Source organism: Clostridioides sp. ZZV14-6345 (assembly GCF_020657775.1).
GTDB lineage: Bacteria > Bacillota > Clostridia > Peptostreptococcales > Peptostreptococcaceae > Clostridioides > Clostridioides difficile_D.
In genome coordinates this window covers 1-25332 of sequence record NZ_JAGWCX010000024.1, presented here as the reverse complement: position 1 = coordinate 25332, position 25332 = coordinate 1, and the positions used below count along the sequence as shown (strand labels likewise).

The window sequence follows — 25332 nt, the reverse complement described above, 5'->3', positions numbered from 1 at the left end:
ATCTGAAAAAAGTAATGACAAAGAATTAATATTTAAAACAATATGTCATAATAATCCAAATGATGAATGTAGCTATAAATTGTATTATCACAAAGATTCAAAGTTATTTACTTGTTTTACTAACTGTGGAAATATGTCTTTGTTTGATTTGGTTATGACATCTAAAAATATAGATTTTAAAAGTTCCATTAAATTTATCACAGATATAATAAAATACACATATTGTTATGAACCAAAAGTAGGTTTTGGTACACCTAATGCAACTAAAAGCAAATCTATATTAGATATAGAAGTTGAAATATTAAGTCGTATAGATAAACCTTTTTTACACAGGATATACCCACAAAAACGCATTAAGCAATGGGAAGAGGAAGGAATATCATTTGAGGCTATAAAAAATTTTGATGTAAGGTATGATATAGAGAACAATAGGGTTGTAATTCCACATATGAATATTAATAATGAGGTCGTAGGCATAAGAGTAAGAGCATTTAATAAATATCTAGCAAAAAGGTATGGAAAATATTATCCATTATGGTTGGATGATAAAGGATATAATCATCCATTAGGAAAGAATTTGTATGGATTAAATAAAAACAAAGAAAATATAAAATATAAGAAAAAAGTTTTTATATTTGAAGGCGAAAAATCAGTATTAAAGTTTGAGACCATATATCCTAAAAATAATATAGCAGTTGCGACTTGTGGAAGTTCATTTTCTAATTATCAGAAAAAAATGATTTTGGATTTAGGAGTAACAGAAATCATAATAGCATATGATAGACAATTTCAAGAATTAGAAGATGATGATTGTACTAAATGGTGGAATAAAATAAAAAAAATGACTAAAAATCTATCTGGGTTAGTAGATGTATATGTGTTATGGGATGTAGAGAACTTATTATCGTACAAAGACTCTCCAATAGATAAAGGGAAAGACGTTTTTGAAAGATTATTAAAAAATAAAATTAAAGTAGGTGATTGATTGGAATGGGAACTAAAAAATCATATAGAAGATACAGTATTAAATACTGTTTTAAAAAATAGAGGTCTTGATAATCAAAAAATAAATTGGCTTTTAAATGCAGATATTTTAAATTGGGAAGATTATAATAATTACACCAACATTGATAGAGCCTACAATTGTTTATTAAAAAATATTAGAAATAATAATAAAATAGGTATACTAGTGGATACAGATGTTGATGGTTATTGTAGTTCTTCAATGATATATATGTTTATTAAATTTGACCTACAATATGACAATGTGTATTATATACAACATACTGAAAAGGCAAAAGTTCATGGACTAACAAAGGAGGTTATGGATAAAGTAATTGAAAACAACACAAAACTATTAATTACTCCAGATAGCTCATCAGAAAATTTTAAAGAACAAATAGAATTAAATAAAAATGGAATAGATTTCATTGCATTAGACCATCATATGTATGATTTAACTAAGGCGCCAGATACAAGTATAATAATTAATAATAAAGATGGAGAAGTAGAAAATATAGATGGTAGTGGAGCAATGGTTACATATAAATTTATAAGATACATAGTAGATAAAGTAAATTTAGATATAGGATATAAATATATTGATTTGGCTAATCTTGCAAATATAAGTGACTCTATGGATATGAGGTCACTAGAAAACAGATATATATTCAATATAGGTAAGCAAGTAAACTATATAACCAATCCCTTAATATTATCATTTGTTCATGATTTAAAAATAAAAGATTATTTAAAGATAGACAACGTTATTTGGGGTGTTTCGCCTATAATAAATGCAATAATTAGAAATGGAACAGTAGAAGATAAAGAATTGTTGTTTAGAGCTTTTATAGGCGAAGAAAAAATAATTACCTATAAATCAAAAGGTGAAATTAAAAAACAGAAATTACAAGATGCTATTATAAGAATAGGTAAAAACTATAAAAGAAAGCAAAAAGATATAACTGATAAAGCAATAAAGGGAAATGTAAAGCTATTTTCAATGGAGAATGATAAGGTTGTATTGATTGATTCAAATAGTATAGATGCAAAAGTAACAGGATTAGTAGCAAATAAATTTATGAATATATTCAACAAGCCAATACTTATGATAAGAGAATCTGACAATAAAAATAATTATACAGGTTCAGTAAGATGTCCTAATTATATAGATAATTTTAAATCTATTTGCGAAGACAGCAAATTATTTAATTGGTGTAAAGGACATGAATCTAGTTTTGGATATGAGTTTCCCAAAGAAAATATAAATAAGTTTATAAAATATACAAATGATAAATTTAAAAATATAACAATAACAAATAATGTAGAAGTAGATTTTGTATTTGACAACAATATAAACATAAATGATTTAATATGTATAGGAGAATTAGAAGATGTTTGGTGTGGGACAATTGAAAGACCTAAATTTATAATTAAAGACTTAAGAATAAATACAATGGATATAAAAAAATATGGAAATGCTAATTATAGTTTTATGAAAGATAAAATTTTATTTAAAAAAGATTTTTGTAGTAAAAAATTTTTTAGCAAAATGATTAACGAAGATAATAATAATCTTAAATCTAAGGATTTAATAATGAATATATTATTTTCTATTAAAAACAATGAAAATGGATATTCTTATATAGATATAATAGATGTTGAAAGTAGTGTTGTAAATGAATAAAATACAAAAAGAAATATCAACAAATAATTATGTTGTATACCACTTACACGATGATACTTCTAATTGTAATGGTTTTGCTGACTCCTGTAGCAAATATGATGAATATATATCATTAGCAAAAGAAAATAACATGAAAGCAATAGCATTTAGCAATCATGGTGGTATTTATGACTGGGTAAAAAAGAAACAAGCGTGTGATAAAGCAGAAATAAAGTATATTCATGGTGTAGAACTATATACATGCATAAATTTAGAAGATAATAATAGAGGTTGGCATATTGGCTTATATGCAAAAAATTTAAAAGGTGTTAGAGAGTTAAATTCTCTAATGTCAAAAGCTACATCTAAAGGGATTTTAAAAGATAATAGTGACCGTCATTTTTATTTCAATCCAAGAATATCATTTGATGAATTAATGAATACAAGCGACAATATAATAATAACTTCTGCTTGTCTAGCATCACCATTATGGAAGCTAGGTGATACAAATATAATAGATACTGAGGGTATTGAGAAATATAATTATAATATAAAAAAAAGACAAGAGTTGCTGGAATGGATGTCTAAAAATAATCATAGATGTTTTTTAGAAATACAATATCACAACTGTGATAGTCAAAAAGAGTATAATAAAATGCTCTATGAGTGGAGCAACTTGTATGGAATACCACTGATAGCAGGAACAGATACTCATTCATCATCTAAATATAAAGCAGAATGTAGAAAAGTGCTTCAAAAATCTAAAAATAGCTTCTATGGAGAAGAAGATGAGTTTGACTTAACATGGAAAAGTTATGATGATTTAGTTAATGAGTTTAAAAAACAAAATACTCTACCTACTGATATTATATTGGAAGCAATCAATAATACAAATAAATTAGCTGCTATGGTTGAAGATTTTACATTAGATAAAACTTTTAAATACCCAAATTTATATGGGGAAAATGCTAATCAAATATGGAAAGATTATATAGATAAAAATCTCTTAGAATTAATAAATATAAAAGCTATTGAAAAAGAAAAAATAGACACATATAAATTAAGAATACAAGAAGAGTATGAAATAATGTGTAATCAGGGTATGGCTAGTTTTATGTTATTTGTAGCCGAACTAGTAAATTGGTGCAAAGATAATGATATTCATGTTAGTCCATGCAGAGGTTCAGTTGGGGGTTCTTTAATAGCATATATAACAGGCATAACAGATGTGGATGCTATAAAATGGAAAACTGCATTTTCAAGATTTTGCAATGCTGACAGAATATCACTTGGAGATATAGATTTAGATTTTAGTCCATCAGATAGACAAAGAGTTTACGAATATATAATTAACAGATTTGGTAAAGATAAAGTATCATATATACTAACATTTCAAACTATAAAAGATAGAGGTAGTATAGATGTACTTGCTAAAGGATTAAACTATGATAATTTAAAGTTGGTTAAGAATATAAAAGATACATTTGATAATATATTTAAAGAATATTCCAAGATAATCATAGAAGAAATAAATATAGAAGAATTGGAGGGTAAAGAAAGCAAATCACCAGATTTTATAGACCATGAATTATATTTGCATACAATAAGAAACAATAAGAAAAAACAAAGATTGATTAAATTAAAAAAAATGTGGGATGAGTTAAGAGAAGATAATAAGGATTTATTTTATTATTTTGATGGAATTAGAGGGGTTATACTATCTAAGGGTACACATCCAGCAGGAATGATTGGTAGTCCAATAACTTTGTATGACAACCTAGGTGTATTTTATAAAGATGGAGATGAAAGCAGTCCAGTGTCATTTTGCACAATGAAAGCAGTAGACTCATTGAACTATGTAAAATTTGATATATTAGGATTAAAAACTATAGGCATAATTCAAGATACGTATAAACTTATAAATAAAAAATGGAAATATGCTCATGAAATAAATTGGAACGACAAACATGTTTGGGAAGATATAAATAGAATTAATGTTGGAATTTTTCAATTTGAAGGTGATTACGCTTTTGATTTATTAAGCACATATAAAGCAAAATGCGTAAATGATATGTCTTTGGTAAATGCAAGTTTAAGACCTAGTGGAAAATCATATAGAGAAAGATTAATAAATAGAGAATTTAATAAAAATCCATCAAAAGAGATAGATGAGCTATTGAAGGATAATAACGGATTTTTAGTATTTCAAGAGGATACAATAAAGTTCTTAACAGATATATGTGATTTTAATGGTTCTTTAGCTGATACAACTAGAAGAGCGATAGGAAAAAAAGATGATGTTGAATTAGAAAAACAATTGCCAAAGATTTTAAATGGTTATTGTAAACACTCAAATAGACCTAAAGAAGTAGCTGAAAGAGAAGCAAAAGAATTTATACAAATAATATCAGACTCTTCAGAATATCAATTTGGATATAATCATTCAACTGGGTACTCTATGAATGGTTATATATGTGGGATGTTAAGATACTACCATCCTCTAGAATTTACAACATCATATTTAAATTGGGCAGACAACGAAGAAGATTTTAATAATGGCATAAAATTGGCAAAAGAATATGGGATAGAAATTAAAAATTGTAAATTTAGATATTCAAGAGCAGAGTATTTCATGGACAGAAAAACAAATACTATATATAAAGGCATATCAAGTATTAAATATTTAAATACTGAAGTTGCTGAGTATTTATATTCATTAAGAGATAATGAATATAATACTTTTACTAAATTGTTAATAGATTTAAATAAAAACATCAATAGTAGACAATTAGAAATATTAATTAAGTTAAACTTTTTTGAAGAGTTTGGTAAGACATCTAAATTATTAAATATTGTGCAAGTATTTAGTGATTTTTATGGAAAAATACAATTAAAGAAGAATAATATTCATGCAAAACATATAGAAAAGTTCGCAAATAGAAAGACTGAAAAAATGTTCAAGGATATAAATACTTTAGCATTGTGTGAATATATGGAAGATGTTTTTGAAAACAAAGATATTCCGATTGAAGAATTAATTAAAGCTCATTATGAAAATGTAGGAAGTTGTAATGTTATTAAATCTGATGAAAACCCAAGACATTGTATAGCTGTAGATATCAACACAAAATACTCTCCCAAAATCATATTTTATAATATACGCTCTGGAAGAATAAAAGAATGCAAGATAAAGAAAAAAACATTTAAAAATAATCCAATTGAATTGTTTGACAAAGTATATCTAAATAAAACTAAAGCAGAGTCAAAAAAGAGACTCATAAATGATGAGTATATAGATGTGGATGGGATTGATATATGGGTAAGCTCTTATTGGATAATTGAATAGGTATATCAAAAATCAAATTCTAATAGCAATGTTAAGTAAAAGAATTAAATAAAATTTAAAAATGAGGTGCAAATATATGAATGTAGAAGAATTAGAAAAAACACTCAGAAACTACCCTAAAGACACAATAATTCATGTGTCTTGTGGAAATTGCAATCATGGAAGCATAAATGGAGACAACTTGATAAAATTAAAAGATGCAACAAATCAGACATTTGGATACATAGAATTAAATATTAACAACAATAGCACTCCTAATATAGAGTTATCAAAAGATAAAGAAGGGTTTTATAAAAAAGAAATCTCAAGATTAAATGAAGAAATTCAAAACAATAAAAAAGATTTAAATATGTATAAAAGAACAGTTGAAAATATAGAAAAAATACTTAAAACAAAAGAATTTTATCGTTTTTAAAAGTGTTTTAAATCTAATAGAAGAATTAATTTCTTATGAATAAAAGGAGTTTCAAATGGGACTAAGAATAGAATTAAACAATTTAGAAAGTTGGACTAAAGAATATACTAAAGCATTTAAACCATGCTTTACTGTAACATATTCAAAAAAATATTTAGAAAGATTTGCAAATGATAGATTTCAGAATATTGTAGATGAACAAGAGTTGGATTTAACAGATAAAGAATTTAAAAATTATAAAAAGATATTTGTAAAAATTTTTATTGATACTATGATTGAATTAATAGAGGAAGAAGCAAAAAATTTAAAAAATAAGAAAAAGATACAGGAGGAATCTAAGAAGAAAAAAAGTAATTAAAATCACTATTTTAATAAGATTTAAAACTTAGGATTATGTATAAAATAAGGATGTTAGAGTAAATTATAAACTGAATAAAAACAGATAAATTGTAATTCGGTTAAAAATAGTATATAATAATAATATAATAAAATACAAAACAAGGAGAGATTTAATTGGCGATAACATTTGATAATATATATAATCCTAATGAACATAAACTTACTGAAAACTATACATTTCAAGGAGTAGACCACTTATATAAAAAAATGTGGACTATAAATATTTCTGCATATGAAATAGCGAAATTATGGGATGAACAAAAAATAATATACTATCCTGCAACACAACGTGGTCTATTAGCAAAAAAACAAGCAGATGGAACATTTAAATATAAAGCAGTTTTTAATAAAACAAGAGTCAAAAGTATTCAAAAAAAGATATTACAAGAAAAGTATTTTCCAGACCAACTGACAATAAATATACTTGATAAAAACGGAAAAGAAGGAAAAGTAATATATGATGAAAATACTTCACAACTAACAATAATATTAGGTTTAATGTGTATGCAAGATGGACAGCATAGAACAAAAGCAATACATAATATATATCAAGATGCTAAAGTAATAGAAGGCAAAGATGGAGAGAGAATAATGAAAATATTAAAAACTCTTAAATTTCCTATTTTAATAACTTGCCATAACATGGAAGTTGCAATGGAGCATTTTTGGCAATTAAACTTGCATGAAACTCTTTCTAAGTCGAGAATTGAATCTTTTAATAAACAGGATGCAGTAAATCGTATTATGATAAAATTGAATGAAAAAGGGGTATTAAAGAATAAAATAGATATGGTTAAAACATCTATTGCAAAAAATGATATGATGAATATTGTTAGTTTAAATACACTTGTAACAGCATTCAAAAATACTTTTAGTGATATCGAAGACAAAAATATGGAAGAAGAATGTTTTAAATTTTTAAAAGAGTTTTTTGAAGAATTATTTAAAATTTATCCTGAAATGATGTCTTATGAAGGAAGAATAATGTCTAAAGAAATTTCATTAACTTGTGAGAATTTCATGTTTTATGCATATTTGGGTCTTGCACATAATTTATATTTATGGAGACATTCAAATTGGAAAAAGAAGATGCAATGTATTAAATATATAGATATGGATAAAGGTAGTTCTATTTGGAGTAGAGTTATGAGAGAAACAAGTTCTGGATTAAGTATTATTAATAATACAAGTACAAGAAGAACCTTAAAAGATATATATTTAGAGCAATTTGCAATTCAGCAACAGAAACAATAGAGATAATACTAGATTTTAAAATGAAAATTTTTAAAATCTAGTATTGCATTTTATCTAGTTGAGTGTTATACTTGTATTAAACTTAATTAAATTTATAAAATTTTTATAAACTAAATAAAATACAAAGGAGCGATTTAATGATAGGTTGGGAAATGAATGAAATGCAAAATGCAATATGGAATAATAAATATAGGAATAATAATGAAACTTTTGATGAATGGCTCAATAGAGTGTCTAATGGAGATAAAGAAGTAAGACAGTTAATACAAGAAAAAAAATTCTTATTTGGAGGTAGAATATTAGCTAATAGAGGATTACAAAATGATGGAAGAAAAATAACCTATTCAAACTGTTATGTTTTAGCAACTGGTGATTCTATTGAAGATATATACCAAACATGTAGTGATACTGCAAGAACCTTTTCTTATGGAGGAGGGGTAGGAATCGATATATCTAAGTTAAGACCTAGAGGAGCAAAAGTCAATAATTCAGCTAAATCTACAACTGGTGCAGTTTCATTTATGGATACATATTCCTTAGTTGCTGAAACAATAGGTCAAAGTGGTCGTAGAGCTGCTTTAATGATATCTCTCGATATTAATCATCCAGATATTGAAGAATTTATAAATATTAAAACAGATTTAAATAAAATTACTAAAGCTAATATATCTGTAAGAATAACAGATGAATTTATGCAAAAAGCTACAGGGATAGATTCAAATCCAATGTATAATTGTTCTTTTACAAGAGAAGAGACTGGTGAAATTATAGTTAAAGAAATAAATGCTAAAGAACTATTTAATAAACTATGTGAAAATAATTGGAATTATGCAGAACCAGGAATTTTATTTTGGGACAAAATAAATAATTATAATTTATTAAGTGAAGATGATGAATTTGAATATGCAGGTGTAAATCCTTGTGCCGAAGAGCCGCTTCCAGCAGGTGGTAGTTGTCTTTTAGGCTCATTTAACTTAAGCGAATATGTTAAAGAAGATAAAACTTTTAATTATAATGATTTTAGAAAAGATATAAAAATAGTAGTAAAAGTAATGAATGATGTTTTAGATGAAGGTTTACCTTTGCATCCATTAAAAATACAAAGAGATACAGTTAGAGATTACAGACAGCTAGGTATTGGAGTTATGGGAATAGCTGATATGCTCATAAAAATGAATGTAAGATATGGTTCAGAAATGGCTATTGAGTTATGTAATGTGATAGGTAAATGTTTAGCAGATGAAACACTAAAACAATCAGCCTTATTATCAAAAAAATATGGTACATATCCAAAATATAAAGAATGTATTTTAAAATCAGAATTTATTCAAGAAAATGCATCTCATGAAACACTAGAATTAATAGAAAAATATGGTCTTAGAAATTCACAACTTTTAACAATAGCTCCAACTGGAAGTATATCAACTATGTTAGGAATATCTGGAGGAATAGAACCAATCTTCGCATTTTCTTACACTAGAAAAACTGAAAGTTTACATGATAAAGAGAAATATTATAAAGTTTACACACCTATAGTTAAAAAATATATGAGAGAAAACAACATTGAAGATGAAAATACACTTCCTGATTACTTTGTAACAGCAACAATGCTAACTCCAAAAGAACGTATTTTAATGCAGTCAGCATTTCAGAAACATATAGATGCAAGTATCTCCTCTACTGTAAATTTACCATATGAATCAACTATTGAACAGGTTAAAGAGTTATATTTATTAGCATGGGTTAATGGATTGAAAGGATTAACAATATATAGAGCTGGATGTAAACGTGAAGGGATTCTTACAACCACTAATGCTATAAATAATACACAAGAGCTTAAGAGAGGAGACTGGAAGCCTATATCAAATGATACTGTTTCATATAAGAAAAAGTTACATATTGGATGTGGTAAATTAGTTTTATTCATATCTTATTCAGAAAAAGAAAAAAGCATACAAGAGTTATATGTAAAAAAAGCTGGTTCAGGTGGGTGCGAAAAACTTCTTGAAGCTACAACAATCTCAATGTCTGGAATACTTAGACTTGGAGGAACTTTAGATAATATAGAAAAGGCTTTAGAAGGTGTTAATACTTGTCCTAGTTTTGCTTCAAGTAGAGCAAAAGGAAACATGTTAGATAAAGGTAATCATTGTGGAATAGCTATTTTAAATGCCATAAAAGATTTTCTTAAAGAAAAACAAGGAGAAAAAATAGAAGAATATAAAGAATCTGAGCCAAAATGTCCTGAATGTGGGCTAGAGATTCAAATGATGGAAGGATGTATGACTTGTCCTGATTGTGGATGGAGTAAATGTAATTAAATTGAGAGGGATTATTCCCTCTTTGGAGGTGAGTTAAATGGAATTTAGTGAACAGATTATAAAAATTTTAGATAATTTAAGTGATAAAGTTGGGATGACTATAGACTGGTCTAATACTAATGTAATTCCATATTTACAAACATTAACTACTAAATATATTAATTATGAGGTATCTACAAGTATATTTTGGATAGTTATATGTGTAATTGGAATAGTTGTTGGTGCTTTATTGATTTATATAGATTGGAAATATGATAAAGGGGATTTTCCAGTATTTATAGCTCTTGGTTTATTTTTTATAGTTCTTTCTGTTGTTTTTATAATTATACAATCAATAGATATAATAACAGCAAAGACATTTCCAGAAAAAATTATACTTAATTATTTATTAGAAATAAAAAATAATATTTAGAGGATGATTGTTATGACCAAAAAAGAATTTACTACTAAATTTCTTAAAGAGCAGCAGAGGAGAAGAAAAATATTAGAATATGATGTTATAGCTTTCAAATCTGAAATTAGATTTAAAGCTTGGAAAAAATATAAAAAAAGATAAAGGAGGGATGTTATGCCTGTATATTACCCTTTCATAAGCTGTAAAAATAAAGTGAAACTACTTGAATTATATCCAGGAGATTATTATGAGTATTCTTCGGAAAGATTTAAATATGATGAAGATGGGAGAGTAATAGTATTTTCTTCAGAAGAAGAAGGTATTAAATGGTTAGTTGAAAATATTAAACCAGATAAAATAGACCCAGAATATAATGACAGTTCTAATAATTCTCATTTGTGGGAAGAATTTATGAAATAAAATATGTGTTTTAATATGAGCTAGAATAACAAATAGAGGAGAGATAAGATGAAAATAATGAGCATAAGTATAGATTTACTATTAAAGAATATGTGTATTTGTATTCTTGATAATGGGCACATTCGAGAGTTATCCAATAGAAATATAACATCTGATAAATTTATCTTTGAAATTTATAAAATTTTTAATAATCATAATTGCGATAAACTAGTGTTAGATACATCAGGAATTGGAATTGCCTATTATCAAAATTTAGAGAAATATATAGATAAAAATAAATTAATTGGTGTTTATTTAGCAGAAAAAAATAATTCTAATAAAATACTAATGAATTTCCTTAATAATGAGTCATTTTATAATCTAGGACTAGAGATTTGTATAAAAAAGAATGGAGGTAGAATATATCCAGACATGTCTAAATATGATGAAATAGAAAGAGGGATTATTGAATGTATTATGTTAGCAAATTACTATAGTAATCCATTAAAAGAAGAGTTAGAAAGTAATCCTAAATCAATGACTAAAGAAGAAATAGAAGATGAATTAGGATATAAAATTAAAATAGTCTCTAAACAATAAAGTGAGGTGATATTATATTGAATATCTTCAATAAAAGATATGCTAAAGAAAAGGAAATAAAATTATTAGATGTTGAGAAATTACAAATAGAGTTAAAAAAAGAGAAAAAGAAGAAAGAAGATGATGAGTGGGTTTGGGTTGAAGGATATAAAGGTACAGATGAAAATATGAAATGTAGAGATTTTCAATATGAACTAAATAAAACTTATAGTATAAATGGTGATGATATTAGTATATGTAATTGTGGATTCCATTTATGTTTAGATTTAGCTGATGTATTTCAATACTATGGTTTGAATTTTAGCAATAGATTTTTTAAAGTAAAGGCTCTAGTTAAAAAAGTTGATAAAAATAACTATGGAACAATGAGTTCTCCTCCAAGTTATTTTTCATTTGGTCATAAAATAGATAAAATAGTTGCTAAAAAAATAGTATTTTTAGAAGAGTTGACTTTTGATGAATTAAAAGTACATATACAAATGATTTTCCCCGAAGTAAACTCTAAACTTAAATGGTATGCCTTATATAAATTAGGAGAACAAGAATATTATCATAGAATGTTTATGAATCAAATGAAAAAGATTAGATTTTCAGACACATTTTCTCAATTATTATTTGATGAATGTCGTAATTATTGTGAAATATTAGAAATCTTAAATAAAGCAATAGCATATTCAAAAGAAAATTTATCTAAAGATATGATAATATATTTGCTTATGAAAGATATAAGAAAGTAACATATAAAAAGAAGGGAGATAATGTGGACAAAATAAATAAGATAGATTTGATTAAGTTAAAAGAAATGAATATATATGATAATTATCAATTAAAAAAAATAGCAAGTAAAATGATATTACATCTAAGATATGAAATAATGGACTTTTGTGGTTGTGGTTCTCCTGAAGATATATCTTTTATGATAAAAGGAGTATTGACTGCAATACAAAATAAAGAAAAAAAATGTAATTTAGAATACACAGAAAGATGTTACATATTTGAAATAGAGTTTAATAATGTTTGTGGAATAATTGGTAGTAAAAATAATTTGATACAAGAATTTATATTAAATGCTTTAAATTCATATGGGTTGTTAGAACATGGTAGTAGTATTTGGGGGTCATGGCTATCTGATTATGGTAAACAAATATTATGTGCTTTTGAAATAGTTGGTGACTGTATTTTAGATGTTAGCTATTTAGATTAAAAAGTTAGTTTTAATAGGAGGTGGTAATTATTAAATATGTAATGAGTGACCTACATGGTATGTATGATAAATTTATTTCAATGTTAGAGCAAATCAATTTCAATTCAAATGACCATTTGTATATTTTAGGAGATGTATTAGATAGAGGAGACAAATCTTTAGAAATTATAGATTATATAAGAAATCACAAAAATATAACACTTCTTAAAGGTAATCATGAGTTAATGTTTCAGGAAAGCTGGAGAGATACTAATAATAGATATCTTTGGTTTTATAATGGAGGAGATGATACTTTTTATAAACTAAAAAATAAAAAATTTGAATATGAAGAAAGTTTTTATAAATATATTAAGAATCTTCCATATTTAGAAATAGTAGATAATTTTATATTGGTTCATGCTGGACTATACCTTCCAAATAACTATGAGAATCTCAATATAGAACAAATAATTGAGTTACAAGAAGAAGACTTTTGTGTATGGGACAGAACAATATTAAATACTAATAAACATATAAAAGGATACACAATTATTATTGGTCATACACCAACTCAAAACATTAAAGATTATGAAAAGGCTAAAATATATAAACAAGAAGGACTAATAGATATAGACTGTGGAGCATGTTTCGATAACGGTAAATTGGCTTGTTTAAGATTAGATGATATGAAAGAGTTTTATATTTAAGAGGTGTTATATGGACATATTAAAAATCAGTTACAACAATCTAAATGCTGTATCAAAAATATCAGAAGTACTAAGGGATATTGTAAATGAGGATACTTTAATAGTATGTATAGGTACTGATAGAGTTTTAGCTGACTCATTAGCTCCTATGATTGGAAGTATATTAGAAAGGTCTGCCATTAAAAATCAAATATTTGGAGTGCTTGGAGATACAATACATGCTTTAAATTTAGAACAAAAAATACAAGCAATAAAAAACAATTATCCAAATTCAAATATAATAGCCATTGATGCTTGTATAAGTAAAGTTTCAGATAAAGGAACAATTGTAGTTAGAAATGAGCCTGTTAAGCCAGGTTTAGGAGTTCATAAAAATTTACAATGTGTTGGAGATTATTCAATAGTTGGAGTTATAGGTAGAAATGGATATGATATATATGATATTTCAGACCCTGAACTTATACTTGATTTAGCTGATGTTATATCGGAATCTCTAATATCTATATTATTAGAAAAAGAAGAAAGGATGATTGTATGATACAAGAAGTCAGACAAGAAGTGTTATTACAAAATGGAGACATATTACATACAGGAGACATTATAAATGTAAAATATAAAACTATGGAAGATATAAAAGAACAATTTTGTAAGGGAAGATTAAAAAATGTAGATGAGCAATTTATCCAACTAGATACAAGTGAAAAATATAGTGCAACAGAAAAAACAATCTATGCATGGGATTTAATAGATATAAAAAAGGTGAGTGGTGAAAATGAAAAAGATAATTAATAGTAAGTATAGAGCATTGTATTTAATGATATTTTTCTTGATTTTTAACTTAGGGTACAGTTTATATTTTGGAAGGAATACAGATATAGGCTTTTATTCTAGTCCGTCATGTGTGGAAGAATATCTATTAGATATTATAATGGCAATAGGAATATTCTTTTCATTTATGTTGGCTGGTTTTGATATTACGAATAATTTTATTAATAATTTTAATAAAACGTTAGTAGAAAAAAGCATTGAAATAAACGCCACAATATCTAATGAATTATATAAAGAAATAATTAAAGAAAATAGTATTGAAATCCAGCAAAACAAGGGTTTTAAAAAGTATGAATCACAATAAAATGTAATTTTTAATAAGATTGGAGAGTGTTTAAATGAATATACCAAAACAAGTAAAAGTAGGAGGTTTATCCTATAAAATAGAAGAGACAGAAGAACCTATTCTAGTAAACAATCAATTATGTTATGGATTAGCAGATTATGGAACTGAAACGATTAAATTATCTAATAATTTACAATCAGAACGAGTAAAAGAAGCTACATTTTTACATGAGTTATTTCACTGTATATTTAGAGATAGATGTATAGAGAGTGAAGATGAGGAATATTTAGTAGATGTATTAGCTAAAGGGCTTCATCAAGTGATTATTGATAATCCTAATGTATTTGAATCAAATAAAGGTAAAGAAGAAGAAAGAATCTTTGACCCATCTGGCTACAATCCAAAATTCGGTTAATTAGGGGAAATATAATGAATAAGATATTTGTATTTTTAGGATATTCAGGTTCAGGTAAAGATAGTATAGTAACAGAAATCTCAAAGCAATTCAATATTCCAATTCTAATATCACATACAACAAGACCTCCTCGTGGCCAATCAGAAATCATCAATAAAACATATCATTTTGTAGACAATAAATTCTTTAAGAAAGAAAAAAATAATTTTATAGAAATGAGAAAATATATAGTTCATGATGGCAGTACTTGGCTATATGGTATACATAAATCTGAATTAGAGAATAAAAAATATGCTTTGGCTATAGTAGATGCATGTGGATATAAGGCGTTAGAAAAATATTTTATGGGAACAAAAACTAAGTTAATACCATTTTTTATAAATACAGATGAGAATACATTAAGAAAAAGACTTATTAATAGGGGTGATAATGCTAAAGAAATAGAGAGAAGATTAGCAGATGATAAACTTAAATTTAATGATTTTCTAAATAATGAAAGTTATATTGCAATACCAAACAACACTAATCTAATTAATGCAGTGGAGCAAGTCAAAATACATATGAAAGAAGGGATTGAATGGTATTAGCCCTAGATATATCCATGTCCTCAACTGGATGGGCAGTTATAAATAGAAATAAAAAGGTATTAAAATATGGAAAAATAGTAACTAAAAAAGATAAATTCAAGTCTGAAGATGAGAGAATGTGCTATATCTGTAATACAATTCAAGAGATAATTACAACTCATAATATTCAAATAGTCTTAGTTGAAGACCAATTCACTTCAAGAAATTCTAAAACAATTCTTAGTTTAAGAAAACTCTTAGGGGCAATAATGAGGACTGTAAAATTAAATAATATAGAGATTGAATATATGTATCCAGTTTCTATTAGAAAATATCTCATGAATAATGGTAAAGCTAAAAAGGAAGAAGTAGCTGCATATGTAAGAGAAAACATTATTGATATTGGAGAATATATTGATAGGACTTGTAAGGCTAAAACAAGTGATATATATGATGCTATAGCACTTGGGATAGCTTATTTAAACAAACTTAATACTAATAAATAATTTTAAAAAGGGAGATTAAATTAATGAGTATAAATGTTAAAGTAAAAAAATTAAACCAAGATGCAATAGTACCATCTTATGCAAAAGAAGGTGATAGTGGAATAGATTTATATACACTGAAAGATACATTAATTCCAGCTAAATCAACAGTAGCAATACCTACAGGTATAGCATTAGAAATTCCATATGGATATGAAATGCAAGTCAGACCTAGAAGTGGTATAAGCTTAAATGGTTTGGGTGCTTGGAAGAAACTATTTAAAGTTACAAGTCTTGTTAGTAGAGAAATAGAAAAAGAGGAATTTGCATGGAAGGAAGATTTTTTAACTAGAGTATATCCAACTGTAAGGTTAGGTACAGTGGATTCAGGATATAGAGGTGAAATTAAAATAATTACATATAATGAAGAAGACTTTGAAATTCTAATTCCTAAACATACTAAACTTGCACAAGGTGTATTTCAACAAGTTCCAAGAGCTATTTTAAAAGTTGTAGATGAATTGACTAGCTCTGAAAGAGGAGATAATGGATTTGGAAGCACTGGTATAAGATAGGAGGCTATATGTATACTATTAAAGATGTGATAGATGTATTGAAATCTACTAGAAACTGCAATCTAAAATGTAATGATTGTATATTAAATAAAAGTATAGTTACAAATAAAATAGAAAAAACATTATGTTGGTGGCTAGAAGAAACAAGAAAATCTCTTAAGCTATCACATTCAAATATTGAATTTGATAAACAAATTGAAATACTAAAAGAAGTGAATGACATTAGATTTGAATGTGAGGACAAAACTTGCAATAAGTGTATATTTGGTGAAGAAGTGAGTAATCTATATAGTTCTTGTGATATATTAGAAAAGATATGTGATGAATTGAGCAAAAAAACATGTAAACTAATAGAAAAAATTAATTATTATCATGATTATACTTATGAAAAATTATATTGTTTAGAAAATGTTAAAACTGGAGAGAAATTTGCTGTTGAAGAAAATCAAATAAAGAGATATAATATCCTCAATACTAATTTTGGAGGTGCTAATATGTTTAAATATGATGATTATGTTAATTTGACAAATAGTTTAGAGTTACCAGAAGAAATTAGAAATAAATGTGTTAGAGTTGTAATGACATTGGAAAATATGCAAGATATTATGGTTGTTCATAAGTTTAAAATGTATGTTGTTAATGAAAAATACATTGAAAAAGTAGCATAAAACTGATTAAGTCATCTATTAATTTAGGTGGCTTTTTTATTTATGTCGAATATTTCATCTACTTCATATTGTATTAGATGCTATAATTAAAATATATGTCGAAAGGTAGATGGTGAGGATGTTTAAGGAGATATTTGAAAAGGTATTTATGTCAGAAGAGGTTAGTAAAACTGTAAAAGAAGTTAATAATATTATTAAGGATACTAAGATACAAGTAAAAGGTGGATTTGGAGAACTTAGATTAGATTTTATACTTAGCAGATTAGGCAAAGATTACATAATAATTAAAGACATTATTGTACCAGGCTCAAATAAGACTACACAAATTGATAGTATTGTGATTTCTATGTATGGAATATTTGTTATAGAATGTAAAAATTTTAGTGGCTATATTTATGGAAATGATAAAGATAAAGTATGGACTCAAATTGTAGGAAAAACTAAAAATACATTCTATAATCCAGTAAGGCAAAACTATGCTCATATTAAAGCAATAGAAAATATAATAGGAAATAAATATAATATATATTCAATAATTGTTTTTTCAGATAAAGCTACTCTAAAAAATATAATGATAAATGGAAATAATATTAGAGTTATAAATGAAAGTGAAATATTAAGTACAATAAGTAGATACAAAGACATGACCATTGATAAAGAGGAAATAAAAAATATTAGAGATAAAATTTTTGATTGTATGAAAACCACTAATCAAAATACTAGAGAGCATGTTAGAAATTTAAAAAATATTACTGAAGAGGATAAATGTCCTAGATGTCAAATTGGACATTTGATTAAAAGAAAAGGTCAGTATGGTGAATTTTGGGGATGTAGTCAGTATCCAAAATGTAAATACACTAGAAAATAAAAAACGACCTCTTAAATTCCATTTTAAGGCTTTGTAAAAATTAATGCTTATAGTTAATCCTATTCAGAAATTTGATTGCTTAAAACGCAAAATATAAAAAAATAATAAATTGCTAGTATAAGACATAGAATTATGTATTCTATGTCTTATTTCTTTATAATTAAGTAATTTCAATAATTATATAAATAAAATAATTAAAAAAGTCAGTTGAAAGTCAGCTAAAATGACTATTTTTTGCCTCCTCTGTATGGTATAATAAATATATGAATTTTGATAGGAGGGTAACTATGAACGCTTTTATAAGAAAAAGAAATAAAAATTATGTAGTGTACTTAGAATTTAGAGATGATGAATCAGGAAAAAGAAAACAAAAGAATATGGGAGCTTTTGATAAAAAAAGAGATGCCAACAAAAGATTGGCTGAAGTTAAGGACAGTATATATAAAGATAGTTTTCTTGTTCCAAATGAAATCACACTGTCTGAATTTTTATTAGACTTCCTTGAAAAATATAAAGATAATATTTCTGCATCTACATATAAAAGCTACATTGCTATTTGTAAGAATCATATTAATCCTTCTATTGGGAGATATCGTCTTCAAGAGTTGAGAAATATTCATATACAGAATTATATAGATGATTTAGCTGGTAACCTAAATCCTCAAACAATTAAAGTACATATAAATGTATTGAGACTTGCCATCAAGAGAGCATATAGAATTAAGTTAATAAAAGAAAATATTATAGACGGTATAGAAAGTCCAAGAGTTAAAAAGTTTAAAAATGAAATTTATGATAAAGAACAGATGCTAAAATTATTAGAATTGGCCAAGAATACGAACATGGAATTACCTATCAGTCTGGCTACAGGTCTAGGCTTGAGACTTTCAGAAGTTCTAGGATTAACTTGGGATAATATTGATTTTGATGAGAATACAATAACTATAAGTAAGATAACAAGCAGATTAGATGGCTCTGTTACACTTAAAGAGCCTAAGACAGAAAGTTCGATTAGAAAAATATTTGCACCAATAGAGCTTATGAATTTACTAAAAGATTATAAGCTGGAGCAGAATAAAAAATTATTAAGAAGTATTATTAGAAATGAACATAACTTACTATTCTTTGATAGAAAAGGAAATCCAATTGCTGAAGATGTAATGAGTAAGAAATTTAGAAAATTCTTAGAGAATAATGATTTACCTCATATTAGATTTCACGACTTAAGACATTCACATGTTACTTTACTTATAAATTCTAAAGTACCTATAAAAGTTATATCTGAAAGAGTAGGACATTCAAATATTAATACCACACTTAATGTATATTCACATGTACTTAAGGAAATGGATAAAGAAGCTTCAGATAGAATATCTGAAAATTTATTCAAGGTCAATTAATAATTATTATCAATAAATATAAAATTAATAATAAAAATTAAAGGTATAAACGTAAAGGGAAAATTTTATAACGCCTTAGAATGGCATACAGAGCGTCTTTTTATAGCTTCACTCATTTTATTATAAGATTACTTGAGTGAAGCTATAAAAAGAAATATTAAAGTATACTATTTGTTGAATCAAATTGTTAAAATTCAGGGTAGAAATTTTTATAAACTTCAAAAGTTATACTATTTATTTTTAAAAAATCATTGAATTGGAGCGAAAATATTATTATAAGATTCTACAAGTGGCTCTAGTATATCTTTAACATCATCATATTCAAAATAATTATTAATTTTCTTCAAGTCTTCACATAAAACATCAAGAATTATATTTATGCTTTCATAAATAGTGATTAAAATATGTTCAAAATTATCTGACTCATCTATATTAAGACAAACTACAGTATTTCTTAGTTTTACTAAATCAGTAAGTACTATTTGAATTCTTTTATCAACATCAAATATACTACAATAAGTAGTTATTAAGTTTGTAATTTCTTCTTTTTTTATTAAAACTTCATATAATGATAGGGTATCGTTATATGATTTTCTCATTTCAGTACCATCATCAAGTTTATTTTTAGATAAATCTCCGTATATTAATAACCCATTTTCATTTATAAGTATTGATTTAAGTAGCAATTCAATAGAGTTATGTAAAAATATAATAGTCAATTCTAAATTCGTATTATCTTTCTTATGCTTACTGCCTGTAGTGTAGTCATAAAAATATTCTTTCACTAATTTAAGCGAATCAATTGCATTATCTATCATTTTTAATTTCATACTAATTTTTCCTTTCTTTAAAAGTATATTTATTTTCTATACTTATTGTATCTATATATTTCCAGTGTTTATGCTATAATAAATATAGCAAGGAATAATATTTGAAAAAGCTATGAGTGGTGTTTCCATAGAAAATTTTCCTCACTTTCTTGTGAAAGGAGGTGAAAAACTATGGAAAATCTAATGATAAGTATTATAGCTGGTGTTATAGCTAGTTATATCTACGATAAGTTAAAAAGCCACTCTGAGCGACCAACTAAGAGTGACTGGGAACTTAATATTAAGTTCCAAAGAAAATCCAAATAAACTAATTTAGTTTGGAAACATCGCTCGAAAGTTAAGTAAAATATGTTTCCTTGCTTTTATTATACCACAAATTAAGAATATTAAAACAAAATTTTGTAAATACCTGTTTAATTGTTGCTCTAATTATTTGGAATAAATTGGATTTGATTGTATGAAATTATTGCTGTAATATTTAGTTAAACAAACGAATGATTGGGGAGATAATTATGTATTTAAGAAGATTATCAAAATCAGAATTAACTGTAATGAAATTTATATGGGATTTAGATACAAAAGTAAAATCATATGATGTTGTTAATTATATGAAAGAAAAATATAGCCGGTCAGAAAAAACAGCATTAAAGACTTTGTCTAAGTTATCAAATAAAAGATTTCTATATGTTCAGGAAACAAGCAAATGTACATATTATACAATTGCAATTAGAGAAGATGAGTATTCTGAATTTGTATCAAAAAAAATACATGAACTTCTAGGTTCTAACTCTATAAAAAGCCTTTTAGCATCATTGTTTCAAGAAGAATTAACAAATGAAAAAATAACTTCATTGGAAGAATGGGTAAAAAACTGGGAAGAAGATGAATAAAGATAATATATACTATTCCTTAAAAATCTATTTAGAGAATAATAAACTAAAACACACTTTTATACAAATACAAAATAAGTGTGTTTTAGTTTTAATTAGATAAGCTTTTTCTATGTTAAAATATCTTTTAAAGAACTCATTAGACTTTCTACAGAATTAGAATGTACTTCTTCTAGAAATCTTTTTGTTTCAAACACTTTATAGTCTTTTTTTGTTATAAGTATTGTATAGTGTGTAATTCTTCTTATTCTTTCAGAACTTAAGAAACGTTTATTAACTAATCTCGAAAGAAGAGTTAATGTAGTTGTTGCTTTCCAGCTACATCTAAGCTCCATAGCTTCTATGACTTCTTTTGATGTTACTATGTCATTCTTACTCCAAATAAACTTCATAATTTTAAATTCAGCTTGTGGTATTTTTAGCATAGATAAGTACATTCCTTTCTGCAATTAGAATAGAAACATATATAGACATTAAAATAATAAAATATATGTTATAAGTATATATTAACATAAAGTAAAAGAAGATGCCTCAATCTTAAGACATCTTCTTTATTAAATTTCTATTCTTCAAATTTTCGATACTCAATTATTTCTTTTATCAATCTAATTATCGCTTTTTGTTCTTTTACTGTTAAGCTATCAATTAACTCATAGGCTTCAGACGAAAGAGTTTCAACATCATTTTCATTCTGTATAATATTTTCAAATAAAATTTCTAAAGGTATTTCTAATGCATTTGCAATTTTAAAAATTGAACGAAGTGATGCTTTACTTTCACCTCTTTCAATTTGACCAATATAAGCAGGAAATAAACCAGCTTTTTTTGCTAGTGTATTTTGATTATACCCTGCTTTTCTTCTATAATTTCTTATTCTTTTACCAATTATATTATATATTTCATCTTCTAACATTTTTATCATTCCTTATTAGATTATATTAGTTTATTTATCTTAATAATATGTTATACATGTCAAAAATATACTTATATAACATATAATATTATTAAATATATGTTATACAAGTATATTAAACAAAGAGCTATTGTAGACAAAAAAATAAAGCCCTCTAAAGAAAACTCAATTAAGAGTAATCCCTAGAGGGCTTATTATCTATCTCTTTTTCTTACCTTTTTTACGGCCTTTACATGCCATTATATCACTTCCTTTCAATTTACATAAACTTATCATATTCCTCAGCTAATTTATTTTTATTTTCTATTGTGTAGTGATTTATAGTTACATCAACCCCACTGTGGCCAAGCAATTTTGAAACTGTAGTTATTGGAACTCCTCTGTCTTTTAAAAGATTAGACATACTATGTCTAAGGTCATGATTATATCCACCTTCTATACCAATTAACCTGAAAGCTTTTTTAACCCATGAACTTAAGACATTTGAATTGACTTGATTGTATTTGCCTCCATATCTTGTAAAGAATATATATGGATAATCTATATTATTTTGAGATAAATAATCCTTCCATTCTATTAATAGATGCTGGACTTCTTCTGAAAATCTAAAATCTCTTGAAACTCCACCTTTAGCTGTAATACCATGAATCCATCTATTATCTAAATCTATATTGTCCCATCTAAATTGACTTATCTCATTACTTCTAGCCATTGTAGCTAATCCTAAATTTATATAAACTTCTAACTGTAAGTTGTCTTGCTCTGAAAGCTTTTCTTTTAATTTGCTTAACTGTTCTTCAGTTAAAAAAGTTCTTTTCTGAACTTCTTCGCCTGTTCCTGGTCTTTCTATCATTTCGCACCAATTGTCAGTAATTTTCCTCTTCTTCTTTAAAAATGATAGTAAAGAAGAAATAGAACTTATTCTACGTCTAATTCTTTTCTCATTGTTTCCCTGTTCCATGCAATAACCTATATAAGCTTCTATTTCTTCTTCATTTATATCTGTCAATAGTGCATCAAAACATTCTATATTTAAAAACTTAAAAAATTGCATTATATCACATTCATAATTATATATTGTTTTTTCACTTTTCCCAGCTATTTGTTTTGCTCTTTTGTATTGCCTCCATAATTTAACATTCTCTGGATTTGGTTCTCCATTTATACTTATTCTTTTACTACGTTGTTTTGCCAAATACTTCACTTCCTTATAAAAAGACTAGAGAAATTAATCTCTAGTCTCTAATTTATCTTTAATCTTTGTTATGTCTGTTTCAACTCTTTCAAGTCTGCTGTTATTAGTATTTAATGCTTCAGCAAATTTATCTAATTTATCATCAAACTTATCTATTGTATTACCAAATAAAGTTCTCTGTTCTTTAATTTCTCTTGAAAAATAAGCTCTTTCCTTTTTTCTATCATCTTGTTCTAGTTGTCTATTCTTTTCTAAATATTTTCCAAGCCATATCATTAGCAAAGTTAATAATATAGCTGTAAATCCATACTGGCTTAATAGCTCAATTATTTCCTTTGATAACATTTACTTATCCTTTCTGTTTTGTACTTGTATTTGATTTATTCCTATAGATGCACCCCAACATAAAATACCTTCAAAGACAGCTTCTATTGACAGTTCTTTCATAAATAAACAACTGCTTATCATTGCTATAACTAACAATATAAAAGGTATGTATTTATTTTTAATATTAGATTCTTTTATAAATGTTCCTAATATGTAAAGCCCACCTATTAACATTATTAAATTTTCAGGTATAAATTGCATTATATCCATAATTATCATCTCCTATTTTTTTATAAAATTCAATACTTTATGTAAAGTATCCCATCTATCACTACCTTGTAGCTTAGTAAATCTCTCACTAGTTTTAATTTTGCTAGATGCTCCACCTATTACATATAGGTTTTCACAATGTCCAGGAACATAATTTTTTAACTCACATACATAAACTTCATTAATTTTATAGTTCATGGCCATTAATTGGGCTATAACTTTATCTACTTCACCCTCATAAACTATTGTATATTTATTCTTTTTTACTTCTTGTGGTGTGTTATTTATAGACTTATTAAATATTCCTTCGTAAATATCTATGGCCATATCTTTAGCATTATATTTTTTAGTGTCAGATGTGTCTACAAAACAGCACTCAACTAAAATTGACTTTGCCTTCGTTCTTCTTAAAAATGCTAGAGTTTTCTTTTCTTTAACTCCACGATTTTTAAAATCTTTATCACCTTTTGCATGATAAGTTTCAGTTATTTTTTTACATATTCTTGATGCTATTTCAACAGTTTCTTTGTCATTTAAATTATATACTAAAACTTCTACACCTCGACCACCACCTGAGTTAAAATGGATACTTACATTTAAATCTGTATTATATGAATTACATTTAGCTATAATTTTATTCAATATGTCACTTTGAGAAGTTCCATTATTACATGTAGTATCATAAACTTTACATTCTTTTTGGGCTAAAGGTATTAACTCTTTTAGTACATTTCTTGCTTCTGTAGATTCTTTTATATTCCCTACTGCTCCAGAACCTATTCTACCATCTGGGTTGTGTCCTGCATGGGCAGTTAATGTTTTTATATTCAAAATTACCACTCCTTTTAATTAAAAAGAGAATTGAAATTAATCAATCCTCTAAAATTGCCATAAAAAAAGAACCTTCTTAAATAATTGGCTCTACTGGTATTTCTTCTTTATTCAATAAATTTGTTAACTCTGTATATTCATTTTCCTTTATTCTGTTCATAGCATAGAATACATCTAATTTAGTTTGTAACTCTTCTTTAGTAATAAAATTCTTTTGTTCAATCATTCTTTTTAAAATATTATACATGTTGTTCCCTCCATTTTTTATAATTTTATAACACATTATTTGTGTTAAGTTCTAA

General features: G+C 25.9%; 34 protein-coding genes. 26 read left to right on the top strand and 8 right to left on the bottom strand.

Annotation, left to right across the window (positions count from 1 at the left end):
* The first annotated feature begins 139 nt into the window (after positions 1 to 139).
* The 24 genes from KGF39_RS08455 (at position 140) to KGF39_RS08345 (ending at position 19774) form a co-directional block, all read left to right on the top strand.
* Entirely contained in the window at positions 140 to 985 is an 846-nt protein-coding gene (locus tag KGF39_RS08455) for a hypothetical protein (protein ID WP_227821954.1), read from the top strand.
* Positions 986 to 2686 carry a DHH family phosphoesterase gene (locus KGF39_RS08450; RefSeq protein ID WP_227821953.1) on the top strand — a complete coding sequence of 567 codons (1701 nt, stop codon included), beginning with the start codon at positions 986 to 988 and terminating at the stop codon, positions 2684 to 2686.
* The gene (locus KGF39_RS08445) at positions 2679 to 6011 is read left to right on the top strand and encodes a PHP domain-containing protein (protein WP_227821952.1); all 3333 of its coding nucleotides are present in this window, start codon (positions 2679 to 2681) and stop codon (positions 6009 to 6011) included. The genes KGF39_RS08450 and KGF39_RS08445 overlap by 8 nt, the downstream gene beginning before the upstream one ends.
* Before the next feature lie 76 nt (positions 6012 to 6087).
* Positions 6088 to 6426, top strand: a complete 339-nt coding sequence (locus tag KGF39_RS08440) for a hypothetical protein (protein ID WP_227821951.1) — start codon at positions 6088 to 6090, stop codon at positions 6424 to 6426.
* Between the two features lie 55 nt (positions 6427 to 6481).
* Positions 6482 to 6784 (top strand): hypothetical protein, encoded by a 303-nt coding sequence (locus tag KGF39_RS08435; protein WP_227821950.1) that lies wholly within the window; start codon positions 6482 to 6484, stop codon positions 6782 to 6784.
* 155 nt (positions 6785 to 6939) lie between these two features.
* Positions 6940 to 8079, top strand: a complete 1140-nt coding sequence (locus KGF39_RS08430) for a DNA sulfur modification protein DndB (RefSeq protein WP_227821949.1) — start codon at positions 6940 to 6942, stop codon at positions 8077 to 8079.
* 137 nt (positions 8080 to 8216) lie between these two features.
* Positions 8217 to 10400 carry an adenosylcobalamin-dependent ribonucleoside-diphosphate reductase gene (locus KGF39_RS08425; RefSeq protein ID WP_227821948.1) on the top strand — a complete coding sequence of 728 codons (2184 nt, stop codon included), beginning with the start codon at positions 8217 to 8219 and terminating at the stop codon, positions 10398 to 10400.
* Between the two features lie 37 nt (positions 10401 to 10437).
* Positions 10438 to 10812: a hypothetical protein gene (locus tag KGF39_RS08420; RefSeq protein WP_227821947.1), complete on the top strand. Its 375-nt coding sequence runs from the start codon at positions 10438 to 10440 to the stop codon at positions 10810 to 10812.
* Positions 10813 to 10824: 12 nt separating this feature from the next.
* Positions 10825 to 10956 carry a hypothetical protein gene (locus KGF39_RS19885; protein WP_255643270.1) on the top strand — a complete coding sequence of 44 codons (132 nt, stop codon included), beginning with the start codon at positions 10825 to 10827 and terminating at the stop codon, positions 10954 to 10956.
* 12 nt (positions 10957 to 10968) lie between these two features.
* Complete coding sequence (locus KGF39_RS08415; protein ID WP_227821946.1) at positions 10969 to 11214, top strand: hypothetical protein; 246 nt, start codon at positions 10969 to 10971, stop codon at positions 11212 to 11214.
* Between the two features lie 48 nt (positions 11215 to 11262).
* Entirely contained in the window at positions 11263 to 11793 is a 531-nt protein-coding gene (locus KGF39_RS08410; protein ID WP_227821945.1) for a hypothetical protein, read from the top strand.
* 17 nt (positions 11794 to 11810) lie between these two features.
* Positions 11811 to 12530 carry a hypothetical protein gene (locus tag KGF39_RS08405; protein ID WP_227821944.1) on the top strand — a complete coding sequence of 240 codons (720 nt, stop codon included), beginning with the start codon at positions 11811 to 11813 and terminating at the stop codon, positions 12528 to 12530.
* Positions 12531 to 12553: 23 nt separating this feature from the next.
* Positions 12554 to 12997, top strand: a complete 444-nt coding sequence (locus tag KGF39_RS08400) for a hypothetical protein (protein WP_227821943.1) — start codon at positions 12554 to 12556, stop codon at positions 12995 to 12997.
* A 41-nt stretch (positions 12998 to 13038) separates the two neighbouring features.
* Positions 13039 to 13683, top strand: a complete 645-nt coding sequence (locus KGF39_RS08395; RefSeq protein ID WP_227821942.1) for a metallophosphoesterase family protein — start codon at positions 13039 to 13041, stop codon at positions 13681 to 13683.
* A gap of 10 nt (positions 13684 to 13693) precedes the next feature.
* A complete protein-coding gene (yyaC, locus tag KGF39_RS08390; RefSeq protein WP_227821941.1) occupies positions 13694 to 14221 on the top strand; it encodes a spore protease YyaC in 528 nt (175 codons plus the stop codon).
* Positions 14218 to 14472: a hypothetical protein gene (locus KGF39_RS08385; protein ID WP_227821940.1), complete on the top strand. Its 255-nt coding sequence runs from the start codon at positions 14218 to 14220 to the stop codon at positions 14470 to 14472. The genes yyaC and KGF39_RS08385 overlap by 4 nt, the downstream gene beginning before the upstream one ends.
* Complete coding sequence (locus tag KGF39_RS08380) at positions 14456 to 14815, top strand: hypothetical protein (RefSeq protein WP_227821939.1); 360 nt, start codon at positions 14456 to 14458, stop codon at positions 14813 to 14815. Before KGF39_RS08385 ends, KGF39_RS08380 begins: the two co-directional genes overlap by 17 nt.
* A gap of 34 nt (positions 14816 to 14849) precedes the next feature.
* Positions 14850 to 15212, top strand: a complete 363-nt coding sequence (locus KGF39_RS08375; RefSeq protein ID WP_227821938.1) for a hypothetical protein — start codon at positions 14850 to 14852, stop codon at positions 15210 to 15212.
* 14 nt (positions 15213 to 15226) lie between these two features.
* The gene (locus KGF39_RS08370; RefSeq protein WP_227821937.1) at positions 15227 to 15799 is read left to right on the top strand and encodes a guanylate kinase; all 573 of its coding nucleotides are present in this window, start codon (positions 15227 to 15229) and stop codon (positions 15797 to 15799) included.
* Entirely contained in the window at positions 15790 to 16284 is a 495-nt protein-coding gene (locus KGF39_RS08365) for a crossover junction endodeoxyribonuclease RuvC (protein WP_074124387.1), read from the top strand. The genes KGF39_RS08370 and KGF39_RS08365 overlap by 10 nt, the downstream gene beginning before the upstream one ends.
* 23 nt (positions 16285 to 16307) lie before the next feature.
* Complete coding sequence (locus KGF39_RS08360; RefSeq protein ID WP_227821936.1) at positions 16308 to 16838, top strand: deoxyuridine 5'-triphosphate nucleotidohydrolase; 531 nt, start codon at positions 16308 to 16310, stop codon at positions 16836 to 16838.
* 8 nt (positions 16839 to 16846) lie between these two features.
* The gene (locus KGF39_RS08355; protein ID WP_227821935.1) at positions 16847 to 17506 is read left to right on the top strand and encodes a hypothetical protein; all 660 of its coding nucleotides are present in this window, start codon (positions 16847 to 16849) and stop codon (positions 17504 to 17506) included.
* Positions 17507 to 17654: 148 nt separating this feature from the next.
* The gene (locus KGF39_RS08350; protein ID WP_227821934.1) at positions 17655 to 18374 is read left to right on the top strand and encodes a nuclease-related domain-containing protein; all 720 of its coding nucleotides are present in this window, start codon (positions 17655 to 17657) and stop codon (positions 18372 to 18374) included.
* Between the two features lie 287 nt (positions 18375 to 18661).
* Positions 18662 to 19774 (top strand): tyrosine-type recombinase/integrase, encoded by a 1113-nt coding sequence (locus KGF39_RS08345; protein ID WP_227821933.1) that lies wholly within the window; start codon positions 18662 to 18664, stop codon positions 19772 to 19774.
* A gap of 248 nt (positions 19775 to 20022) precedes the next feature.
* Here KGF39_RS08345 and KGF39_RS08340 read toward each other — a convergent pair whose 3' ends face one another.
* Positions 20023 to 20604 (bottom strand): hypothetical protein, encoded by a 582-nt coding sequence (locus KGF39_RS08340; RefSeq protein ID WP_227821932.1) that lies wholly within the window; start codon positions 20602 to 20604, stop codon positions 20023 to 20025.
* 171 nt (positions 20605 to 20775) lie between these two features.
* Between KGF39_RS08340 and KGF39_RS19880 the strand changes: the two genes are divergently transcribed.
* Both KGF39_RS19880 and KGF39_RS08335 read left to right on the top strand, forming a co-directional pair.
* A complete protein-coding gene (locus tag KGF39_RS19880) occupies positions 20776 to 20910 on the top strand; it encodes a hypothetical protein (protein WP_255643269.1) in 135 nt (44 codons plus the stop codon).
* Positions 20911 to 21116: 206 nt separating this feature from the next.
* Complete coding sequence (locus tag KGF39_RS08335) at positions 21117 to 21494, top strand: BlaI/MecI/CopY family transcriptional regulator (protein WP_227821931.1); 378 nt, start codon at positions 21117 to 21119, stop codon at positions 21492 to 21494.
* A gap of 110 nt (positions 21495 to 21604) precedes the next feature.
* Here the strand turns inward: KGF39_RS08335 and KGF39_RS08330 are convergent, their stop codons facing one another.
* The 7 genes from KGF39_RS08330 to KGF39_RS08300 form a co-directional block, all read right to left on the bottom strand.
* Positions 21605 to 21919 (bottom strand): BlaI/MecI/CopY family transcriptional regulator, encoded by a 315-nt coding sequence (locus KGF39_RS08330; protein WP_227821930.1) that lies wholly within the window; start codon positions 21917 to 21919, stop codon positions 21605 to 21607.
* Positions 21920 to 22056: 137 nt separating this feature from the next.
* Positions 22057 to 22407 (bottom strand): helix-turn-helix domain-containing protein, encoded by a 351-nt coding sequence (locus tag KGF39_RS08325; RefSeq protein WP_227821929.1) that lies wholly within the window; start codon positions 22405 to 22407, stop codon positions 22057 to 22059.
* 259 nt (positions 22408 to 22666) lie between these two features.
* Positions 22667 to 23611 (bottom strand): site-specific integrase, encoded by a 945-nt coding sequence (locus tag KGF39_RS08320; RefSeq protein WP_227821928.1) that lies wholly within the window; start codon positions 23609 to 23611, stop codon positions 22667 to 22669.
* Positions 23612 to 23635: 24 nt separating this feature from the next.
* The gene (locus tag KGF39_RS08315) at positions 23636 to 23947 is read right to left on the bottom strand and encodes a hypothetical protein (protein ID WP_021402226.1); all 312 of its coding nucleotides are present in this window, start codon (positions 23945 to 23947) and stop codon (positions 23636 to 23638) included.
* The gene (locus KGF39_RS08310; protein ID WP_021377024.1) at positions 23948 to 24199 is read right to left on the bottom strand and encodes a phage holin family protein; all 252 of its coding nucleotides are present in this window, start codon (positions 24197 to 24199) and stop codon (positions 23948 to 23950) included.
* A gap of 12 nt (positions 24200 to 24211) precedes the next feature.
* A complete protein-coding gene (locus KGF39_RS08305) occupies positions 24212 to 25039 on the bottom strand; it encodes an N-acetylmuramoyl-L-alanine amidase (RefSeq protein ID WP_227821927.1) in 828 nt (275 codons plus the stop codon).
* Positions 25040 to 25106: 67 nt separating this feature from the next.
* The gene (locus tag KGF39_RS08300) at positions 25107 to 25277 is read right to left on the bottom strand and encodes a hypothetical protein (protein ID WP_227821926.1); all 171 of its coding nucleotides are present in this window, start codon (positions 25275 to 25277) and stop codon (positions 25107 to 25109) included.
* Positions 25278 to 25332 lie beyond the last annotated feature (55 nt).

What these genes read in the sequence shown, in the direction of transcription:
- KGF39_RS08445 (WP_227821952.1), top strand. Translation starts at nt 2,679, where the DNA reads ATGAATAAAATACAAAAAGAAATATCAACAAATAATTATGTTGTATAC.
- KGF39_RS08440 (WP_227821951.1), top strand. Translation starts at nt 6,088, where the DNA reads ATGAATGTAGAAGAATTAGAAAAAACACTCAGAAACTACCCTAAAGAC.
- KGF39_RS08435 (WP_227821950.1), top strand. Translation starts at nt 6,482, where the DNA reads ATGGGACTAAGAATAGAATTAAACAATTTAGAAAGTTGGACTAAAGAA.
- KGF39_RS08425 (WP_227821948.1), top strand. Translation starts at nt 8,217, where the DNA reads ATGATAGGTTGGGAAATGAATGAAATGCAAAATGCAATATGGAATAAT.
- KGF39_RS08420 (WP_227821947.1), top strand. Translation starts at nt 10,438, where the DNA reads ATGGAATTTAGTGAACAGATTATAAAAATTTTAGATAATTTAAGTGAT.
- KGF39_RS19885 (WP_255643270.1), top strand. Translation starts at nt 10,825, where the DNA reads ATGACCAAAAAAGAATTTACTACTAAATTTCTTAAAGAGCAGCAGAGG.
- KGF39_RS08415 (WP_227821946.1), top strand. Translation starts at nt 10,969, where the DNA reads ATGCCTGTATATTACCCTTTCATAAGCTGTAAAAATAAAGTGAAACTA.
- KGF39_RS08410 (WP_227821945.1), top strand. Translation starts at nt 11,263, where the DNA reads ATGAAAATAATGAGCATAAGTATAGATTTACTATTAAAGAATATGTGT.
- KGF39_RS08395 (WP_227821942.1), top strand. Translation starts at nt 13,039, where the DNA reads ATGAGTGACCTACATGGTATGTATGATAAATTTATTTCAATGTTAGAG.
- yyaC (WP_227821941.1), top strand. Translation starts at nt 13,694, where the DNA reads ATGGACATATTAAAAATCAGTTACAACAATCTAAATGCTGTATCAAAA.
- KGF39_RS08385 (WP_227821940.1), top strand. Translation starts at nt 14,218, where the DNA reads ATGATACAAGAAGTCAGACAAGAAGTGTTATTACAAAATGGAGACATA.
- KGF39_RS08380 (WP_227821939.1), top strand. Translation starts at nt 14,456, where the DNA reads ATGAAAAAGATAATTAATAGTAAGTATAGAGCATTGTATTTAATGATA.
- KGF39_RS08375 (WP_227821938.1), top strand. Translation starts at nt 14,850, where the DNA reads ATGAATATACCAAAACAAGTAAAAGTAGGAGGTTTATCCTATAAAATA.
- KGF39_RS08370 (WP_227821937.1), top strand. Translation starts at nt 15,227, where the DNA reads ATGAATAAGATATTTGTATTTTTAGGATATTCAGGTTCAGGTAAAGAT.
- KGF39_RS08365 (WP_074124387.1), top strand. Translation starts at nt 15,790, where the DNA reads ATGGTATTAGCCCTAGATATATCCATGTCCTCAACTGGATGGGCAGTT.
- KGF39_RS08360 (WP_227821936.1), top strand. Translation starts at nt 16,308, where the DNA reads ATGAGTATAAATGTTAAAGTAAAAAAATTAAACCAAGATGCAATAGTA.
- KGF39_RS08355 (WP_227821935.1), top strand. Translation starts at nt 16,847, where the DNA reads ATGTATACTATTAAAGATGTGATAGATGTATTGAAATCTACTAGAAAC.
- KGF39_RS08350 (WP_227821934.1), top strand. Translation starts at nt 17,655, where the DNA reads ATGTCAGAAGAGGTTAGTAAAACTGTAAAAGAAGTTAATAATATTATT.
- KGF39_RS08345 (WP_227821933.1), top strand. Translation starts at nt 18,662, where the DNA reads ATGAACGCTTTTATAAGAAAAAGAAATAAAAATTATGTAGTGTACTTA.
- KGF39_RS08340 (WP_227821932.1), bottom strand. Translation starts at nt 20,604, where the DNA reads ATGAAATTAAAAATGATAGATAATGCAATTGATTCGCTTAAATTAGTG.
- KGF39_RS19880 (WP_255643269.1), top strand. Translation starts at nt 20,776, where the DNA reads ATGGAAAATCTAATGATAAGTATTATAGCTGGTGTTATAGCTAGTTAT.
- KGF39_RS08335 (WP_227821931.1), top strand. Translation starts at nt 21,117, where the DNA reads ATGTATTTAAGAAGATTATCAAAATCAGAATTAACTGTAATGAAATTT.
- KGF39_RS08330 (WP_227821930.1), bottom strand. Translation starts at nt 21,919, where the DNA reads ATGCTAAAAATACCACAAGCTGAATTTAAAATTATGAAGTTTATTTGG.
- KGF39_RS08325 (WP_227821929.1), bottom strand. Translation starts at nt 22,407, where the DNA reads ATGTTAGAAGATGAAATATATAATATAATTGGTAAAAGAATAAGAAAT.
- KGF39_RS08315 (WP_021402226.1), bottom strand. Translation starts at nt 23,947, where the DNA reads ATGTTATCAAAGGAAATAATTGAGCTATTAAGCCAGTATGGATTTACA.
- KGF39_RS08310 (WP_021377024.1), bottom strand. Translation starts at nt 24,199, where the DNA reads ATGGATATAATGCAATTTATACCTGAAAATTTAATAATGTTAATAGGT.
- KGF39_RS08300 (WP_227821926.1), bottom strand. Translation starts at nt 25,277, where the DNA reads ATGTATAATATTTTAAAAAGAATGATTGAACAAAAGAATTTTATTACT.